Annotated in this window: 2 protein-coding genes and 1 pseudogene; all 3 read left to right on the top strand. The window is 72.6% G+C overall.

Annotation, left to right across the window (positions count from 1 at the left end; all coding sequences use genetic code 11):
- Positions 1–1,069, top strand: a 1,069-nt coding sequence (locus tag HGA02_RS05975; protein ID WP_168678237.1) for a trypsin-like serine protease, incomplete at its 5' end; no start/stop codon positions are given.
- Between the two features lie 307 nt (positions 1,070–1,376).
- Entirely contained in the window at positions 1,377–7,292 is a 5,916-nt protein-coding gene (pulA, locus tag HGA02_RS05970) for a pullulanase-type alpha-1,6-glucosidase (protein ID WP_168678236.1), read from the top strand.
- Between the two features lie 510 nt (positions 7,293–7,802).
- A pseudogene (locus HGA02_RS05965) lies at positions 7,803–8,035 on the top strand (S1 family peptidase); the annotation flags it as partial.

Here is an 8,035-nt window from a genome sequence, read left to right as displayed (position 1 = left end):
CCGGTTGTCGTCGCCCGTCGACGGCGTCGCGCCCGTCCGGCTGGCCGCGTCCGCGCCGGTCGCCGGGCAGGAGCTCACGGTGACGGGGTTCGGCCGCACCGCGACGTCGCTGGTGCCGGACACCGCGCACGCGGCGACGTACACGGTGACGGCGGTGGGCGCGGGCACGATCGACATCCAGGCCTCCGGCGCCGGCGCGACGATCTGCAAGGGTGACGCGGGCGGTCCGGCCCTGCGGGCGAGCTCGGGCGGGCTCGAGCTGGTCGCGATCCACCACACCGCGTACCAGGGCGGCTGCCTCGGTGCGGCCACCACGCTCCAGGGGGCGACCGAGACGCGCGTCGACGACCTCCGCCCCTGGATCTCCCGGTACGCGCCCTCGACGTCGTCCGGCACCGAGACGGTCGGCGTGCGTGAAGCCAACGTCTGGCACCTCAACGACCAGAACGACGGGTCGGCGCCGGAGCGCAAGTTCGGGTACGGCAACCCGGGAGACACGGTCGTCGTGGGCGACTGGAACGGTGACGGCGTCGACACAGTCGGCGTGTGGCGTGCCGGCGTCTGGTACCTCAACGACCAGAACGACGCGTCCGCACCCGAGCGCGTCTTCAACTACGGCGAGGCGCACCACGTCCCGGTCGTCGGTGACTGGAACGGCGACGGCGTCGACACGGTGGGTGTGCGAGACGGGTCCGTCTGGCACCTCAACGACCAGAACGACGGGTCCGCTCCCGAGCGCAAGTTCGTGTACGGGGAGGCGTCGCACCGCCCCGTGGTCGGGGACTGGAACGGTGACGGCGTCGACACCGTCGGTGTGCGTGACGGCTCCGTCTGGCAGCTCAACGACCAGAACGACGGGTCGGCGCCGGAGTACAAGTTCGTCTACGGCGAGGCGTCCCACGTCCCGGTGGTCGGTGACTGGAACGGGGACGGCATCGACACCGTGGGTGTCCGTGAGGGTTCGGTGTGGCACCTCAACGACCAGAACGACGGCTCCGCTCCCGAGCGCAAGTTCGTGTACGGCGACGCCTCCCAGGTCCCCGTCGTGGGTGACTGGGACGGTGCCTGAGCGGAGGTCGCACCGCCCGACGGGCTGAGGCGACGCCGCGTCGACGCCCACCACGACCCGCGCCGGTCCGGAACCTCGGGACCGGCGCGGGTCGCGTGCGTCCGCGGTCGGCGGGTCCGGCCGAGGAGTCGCGGGACGCCTGGGCGCGCGCCGCCGAGGGCGACGTGCTGAACTGGAGCGCGTCCGGGGGTGTCCGGTCCGTGTCCGCTGGACCGATTGGCCCGAAACCCTTGCTGCAAGTTGCAGCAAGAATGTACGGTCGCGACGTCCCGCCACACCGCCGTGCCGGGCCGACGAAGGAGTCGCCATGTCGCGCCGCCCCTCTGCCCCTCCGAGACGCCGCACCACCTCCGCCCGCCGCACGGTCGCGGGCGCCACCGCCCTCGCCGTCGCGACGGGTCTCGTCGGCTCCGCCGCGCTCGCCGCGGCCGCGCCCGCCACCGCCACCGCGACCAGCGCGGCCCTCGTCGGCAGCCTGCAGTCCGAGCTGGGCTGCACGGACGACTGGCAGCCCGCCTGCGACGCGACCGAGCTGACCCCCGTCGGCGACGGCACGTTCACCGCCGACTTCGAGGTCCCCGCGGGCACGTGGGAGTACAAGGTCGCGCTCGACGACGCGTGGGACGAGTCGTACGGCGTCGACGGCTCCGGCGACAACAGCCCGCTCGTCCTCGCGGGCGCGACGACGCTGCGCGTGACGTACGACGACGCGACGCACCGCACGTCGGTCACGCCCCTGGGCCTGGCCGGCGGCTACACGGACGAGGACGCGGCCCTCGTCGCCGAGCCCGTGCGCGACCCGGGTGCCGGCAAGAGCTTCTACTTCGTCATGACGGACCGGTTCGCGAACGCGGACCCGTCGAACGACACGGGCGGCCTCACGGGCGACCGGCTGGTCACGGGCCTCGACACGACGGACAAGGGCTTCTACCAGGGCGGCGACCTCGCGGGCCTGCGCGAGCGGCTCGACTACATCGCCGGGCTCGGGACGACGGCGATCTGGCTGACCCCGTCGTTCAAGAACAACCCCGTGCAGGGCACGGGCGCCGACGCGTCGGCCGGGTACCACGGGTACTGGATCACGGACTTCACGCAGATCGACCCGCACCTCGGCACCAACGCCGAGCTCGAGGCACTCATCGACGACGCGCACGCGCGCGGGATCGACGTCTACTTCGACATCATCACGAACCACACCGCGGACGTCATCGACTACGCCGAGGGGACGTACGACTACGTCGAGCAGGACGACGTCCCGTACCGCGCGGCGGACGGCACGGAGTTCGACCCGGCCGACTACGCGGGCACCGACGACTTCCCGACGCTCGACCCAGCGACGTCGTTCCCGTACACGCCCGTGATCGACCCGGCCGACGCCGACGTCAAGGTCCCGGCCTGGCTCAACGACCCGACGGTCTACCACAACCGCGGCAACTCGACCTGGACCGGCGAGTCCGTCACGTACGGCGACTTCTCCGGCCTCGACGACCTCATGACCGAGGACCCGCGCGTCGTGCAGGGCTTCGAGGACGTCTACGAGGCGTGGGTGGACCTCGGCATCGACGGCTTCCGCATCGACACCGCCAAGCACGTGAACTTCGAGTTCTGGCAGCAGTGGGCCACCGCGATCGGCGAGCACGCCGCGTCGGTCGGCAACCCGGACTTCTTCATGTTCGGCGAGGTGTACGACGCCGACCCGGCGAAGCTGTCGCCGTACATGCGCCGGACGGACATGAACGCGGTCCTCGACTTCACGTTCCAGTCGGCCGCCGCGGGGTACGCGGGCGGCTCGTCGTCGGCCGAGGCGCTCTCGACGCTGTTCGCGGGCGACGACTACTACACGACCCCGACGTCGAACGCGCAGGCGCTGCCCACGTTCCTCGGCAACCACGACATGGGCCGCATCGGGCACTTCGTGAAGGACGCCACCGACCCGCAGGCGCGATCGCAGCTCGCGCACGCGCTCATGTACCTGACGCGCGGCCAGCCGGTCGTCTACTACGGCGACGAGCAGGGGTTCGTCGGCGACGGCTCGCTGGACGGCACCGACAAGGACGCGCGCCAGTCGCTGTTCGCGACGCAGGTCGACGAGTACGCGGACCAGGCACTCCTCGACGGCACGACGGCGGGCTCGGTCGACCGCTACGACACCGACACGGTGCTGTACCGGACGATCGCCGACCTCGCGGCGCTGCGGGCCGAGACGCCCGCGCTGCGCACCGGCGCGCAGATCGAGCGCTACTCCGACGGCGCCGTCTACGCGTTCTCGCGCGTCGACGCGTCGGAGAAGGTCGAGCACCTCGTCGCGCTGAACAACGGCGCCGCCCCTGCGACGGTCACGGTCGACACGCTCACCCCGGGCGCGACGTTCACCGGGCTGTACGGCACGACCGGCACCGTCACCGCGGCGGCGGACGGCACGGTGTCGCTGACGATCCCCGCGCTGTCGGCGGTCGTCCTGCGGGCGGGCACGACGGTCGGCGCCCCGGCGACGGCCGGCCCGATCACGCTCGACGTGCCCGGCGCGGGCGGGGCCGTGAGCGGCGTCGCTCCCGTGGGGGCCGACGTCGCGGACGACGTGTGGAGCCAGACGTCGTTCGCCTACCGCGTGGTGGGTGACGACGGGTGGACGTCGCTCGGCACGTCCGAGACGACCAGCCCGCGGGTCTACCACGACGTCACGGGCCTGGCCCGCGGCACGCTCGTCGAGTACCGCGCGGTCACGGTCGACGCGGCCGGTCACCGGTCGGCGGCCTCCTCGTTCGGCAGCGTCGGCATCCGCGTCGACGGCGACGTGGACGAGGGCCCGGACCCGGGTGACCTCGTGGTCTCCGTGCCCGGCAGCCACAACAGCGAGATGGGCTGCGCGGGCGACTGGGCCCCCGCGTGCGAGACGGCGCGGCTGACGTACCGGGCCGACGGCGTCTACGCGGGCACCTTCACGCTGCCCGCCGGCACGTACGAGTACAAGGTCGCGATCGGCGGCACGTGGACGGAGAACTACGGCGCGGGCGGCGCGCCCGGCGGCGCGAACGTCACCTACACGCTGGCCGCGGCCGGCCCGGTGACCTTCTACTACGACCCGGTCACGCACTGGTTCACGTCGACGGCGCAGGGCCCGATCCTCACGGTCCCGGGCTCGCACAACTCCGAGGTGGGTTGCGCGGCCGACTGGTCGCCCGACTGCCTGAGGACGTGGCTGCAGGACCCGGACGGTGACGGCACCTACACCTTCACGACGGACGTGATCCCCGCGGGCTCGTACGAGGCCAAGGTCGCGCACGGCCTGTCGTGGACCGAGAACTACGGCGCGGGCGGCGCCCCGGGCGGCGCGAACATCCCGTTCACGGTCGCCGACGGCAAGCCCGTGACGTTCTCGTACGTCCTCGCGACGCACGTCCTCACCATCGAGGCTGCCGACCCCGGGCTGCCCGGCACGGGCGAGGAGCGGGCGCAGTGGATCGACGCGGAGACGATCGCGTGGCCGGCCGAGTGGGCCACCGACCCGGCCGCCTCGACGTGGCACCTGCACGGCGCACCGGACGGCTCGCTCGGCGTGACCGACGGGTCCGTGTCCGGCGCGGCGACCACGGTGGACCTCACGTACGACGCCGACGGGCTCAGCGACGCGCAGCTCGAGCGCTTCCCGGCGCTCGAGGGCTATCTCGCCCTGCAGGTCGACGCGTCCGCCGACGAGGCCCGTGAGCTGCTGCGTGGCGAGCTGCTCGTCACGCAGGAGGCCGCCGACGGCGCCCTCCAGGCGGCGACCGGCGTGCAGATCCCCGGCGTGCTCGACGACCTGTACGCCGACCAGGCGGACGACCGCGCGCTCGGCACGACGTGGCGCAAGGGCGTCCCGACGCTCGCGCTCTGGGCCCCGACGGCCCAGGACGTCAACCTGCTGCTCTGGCCGGCGGGGAAGTCCGGCGGGGTCGACACGAGCGGTGAGCCGCAGACCGTCGACGCGAAGCGCCAGAAGGACGGCTCCTGGACGGTCGAGGGAGCGAAGAAGTGGGCGGGCGCCGCGTACCTGTGGGAGGTCACGGTCTACGCCCCGACGACGGACGCCGTCGAGGTCAACCGCGTGACCGACCCGTACTCGGTCGCGCTCACCCTGAACAGCACGCACTCGGTGCTGGTCGACCTGGCGGACAAGCAGTACCGCCCGAAGCAGTGGGAGAAGACGAAGCAGCCGGTCGTGCGGCCCGTCGACCAGACGATCTACGAGCTGCACGTGCGCGACTTCTCGATCAGCGACCCGACGGTGCCCGAGGCGCAGCGGGGGACGTACCTCGCGTTCGCCGGTGCGGGCGCCGGGCGCCAGCACCTGCGTGAGCTCGCGGACGCGGGGCTGACGACGGTGCACCTGCTGCCGACGTTCGACATCGCGACGATCCCCGAGGCCCGTGCCGACCAGACCGTGCCGCAGTGCGACCTCGCGTCGTTCCCGCCGGACTCGCCCGAGCAGCAGGCGTGCGTCACCGCGGTGGCCGCGCAGGACGGCTTCAACTGGGGCTACGACCCGCTGCACTGGACGACGCCCGAGGGCTCGTACGCGGTCGACGCCGACGGGGGAGCGCGCGTCGCGGAGTTCCGCACGATGGTCGGGGCGCTGCACGCCGACGGCCTGCAGGTCGTGCTCGACCAGGTGTTCAACCACACCGCGGCCAGCGGTCAGGACCCGAAGTCGATCCTCGACCGCGTCGTCCCCGGCTACTACCACCGGCTGAACGCGACCGGTGCGGTCGAGACGTCGACGTGCTGCCAGAACGTCGCGACCGAGCACCGCATGGCCGAGAAGATGATGGTCGACTCGGTCGTCACCTGGGCGCGCGACTACAAGGTCGACGGGTTCCGGTTCGACCTCATGGGCCACCACTCGCGCGCCACGATGGAGGCGGTCCGCGACGCGCTCGACGACCTCACGCCGAAGAAGGACGGCGTCGACGGCCGCAAGGTGTACCTGTACGGCGAGGGCTGGAACTTCGGCGAGGTCGCCGACAACCGTCTCTTCTACCAGGCCACGCAGGGGCAGCTCGGCGGCACGGGCATCGGCACGTTCTCCGACCGGCTCCGCGACGCCGTCCGCGGCGGCGGCCCGTTCGACGAGAACCCGCGCATCCAGGGCTTCGGCTCCGGGGCGTTCACCGACCCGAACGGCGACGCGGCCAACGGCTCGGAGGCGGACCAGCTGGCCCGCGTCCAGCACGCGGCCGACCTGGTGCGGCTCGGCATGGCCGGCAACCTGCGCGAGTACCGGCTGCTCGCGTCGGACGGCACGGTCAAGCGGGGCGACGAGCTCGACTACAACGGCCAGCCCGCGGGCTACGCGGACTCGCCCGAGGAGGTCGTCACGTACGTCGACGCGCACGACAACGAGACGCTGTTCGACGCGCTGACGTACAAGCTCCCGCAGGCCACGACCATGGCCGACCGCGTCCGCATGAACACCGTGTCGCTGTCGACCACCGCGCTGGCCCAGACGCCGAGCTTCTGGCACGCGGGCGCCGACCTGCTGCGCAGCAAGTCGCTCGACCGGAACTCCTACGACTCGGGCGACTGGTTCAACCTGTTCGACCCGTCGAAGCAGGACAACGGGTTCGGCCGCGGCCTGCCGCCGCGACCTGACAACGAGGCGAAGTGGCCCTTCCAGCAGCCGCTGCTGGCGGACCCGGCGCTCAAGCCGACCCCCGCCGACATCCAGGCGGCCTCGGCGGCGGCCGACGACCTGCTCCGGCTGCGGTTCTCGACCCCGCTGTTCCGGCTCGGGTCGGCGGACCTCATCGAGCAGAAGGTGACGTTCCCGAACTCCGGCCCGCAGGCCACCCCCGGCGTCGTCGTCATGCACGTCGCCGACCAGGGCGGCTGGGACCGCGACACGCGGCGCTGGGACAAGGACGTGGACAAGAAGCTCGACGGGCTCCTCGTCGTCGTCAACGCCTCCGACGAAGCGACGACGCAGACGATCACGGCGCTCGCGGGTGACCGCTACACGCTGTCGACGATCCAGGCCCGCGGCAGCGACCCGGTCGTCAAGGGCACCACCTGGGACAAGGCGACCGGCACGGTGACCGTGCCCGCCCGGACCGTCGCGGTGCTCGTCGAGAAGGACTCGGGCCACGCGCACGGCCCGTCGCACCACTGGTGGGACGACGTGCACGACTGGTTCGACAACGGGCCGGCAGCCTCGTGGAGGTGGCTGATCGGCTGGTTCGGCGGCTGATGTGGTCGCGGGGCGGGCGATCCGCAGCGCCCGCCCCGCGCCGCCGGACACGGAGGGCCCGCACCTGAGGAGGGGTGCGGGCCCTTCGTCACGCCCGGGAGGGCGACCCGCGACGCGGCACGCGCTTCCGCCACGGACCTCGTCCTCTTCCAGCCGCAGGGGATCGCGACCGTGGTCGCGGTCGCCCTGACGCTCGTGGGCGCGGGCGTGCTTCTTCGACCGTGGGCGCGGGCGTGCTTCTTCGACGTCGGCGCATGACGTCACGACAGGCGGACGCCGCCCCGTCATCGGACGCCTGACTCTCGGACCACCGCCCCCGTCCGGCCCGGGTGTTCCGCGACCCGTACGGTCGATCGGCCCTGACCTGGGCGTTCGCCCGGGTGCCCGCGGACCGCCGGATCGCGCCCGCCCGAGGGGTTTCACTCTTTCGATACCCACGGGTAGCATCCGAGTCGCAATGCCAATGACATCAGTCATCCGCCTATTCACCGGAGCTGTGACATGAGACGCATGCACTCGAAGACCCTCGCCACCCTCGGGCTCGCCACCACCCTGGTGCTCGCCCCCGCCGTCGCCCAGGCCGCCACCAGCGACCCCGACGTCGGCGCCCCCGCACCCGTCACCGCGCCCAAGGTCGCGAACGGCGTGCTCGACGCCATGAAGCGCGACCTCGGCCTCTCGGGCAGCGCCGCCCGCGACCGGCTCGCCTTCCAGGCCGGCGCCGCGGAGACCGAGCAGCGGCT

The sequence above is a fragment of the Cellulomonas septica genome (genome assembly GCF_012396155.1).
GTDB lineage: Bacteria > Actinomycetota > Actinomycetes > Actinomycetales > Cellulomonadaceae > Cellulomonas > Cellulomonas septica.
This window is presented reverse-complemented; position numbering and strand designations above follow the sequence as displayed.

Coding starts and splice junctions, on each gene's coding strand:
- pulA (WP_168678236.1), top strand. CDS start 1,377: ATGTCGCGCCGCCCCTCTGCCCCTCCGAGACGCCGCACCACCTCCGCC.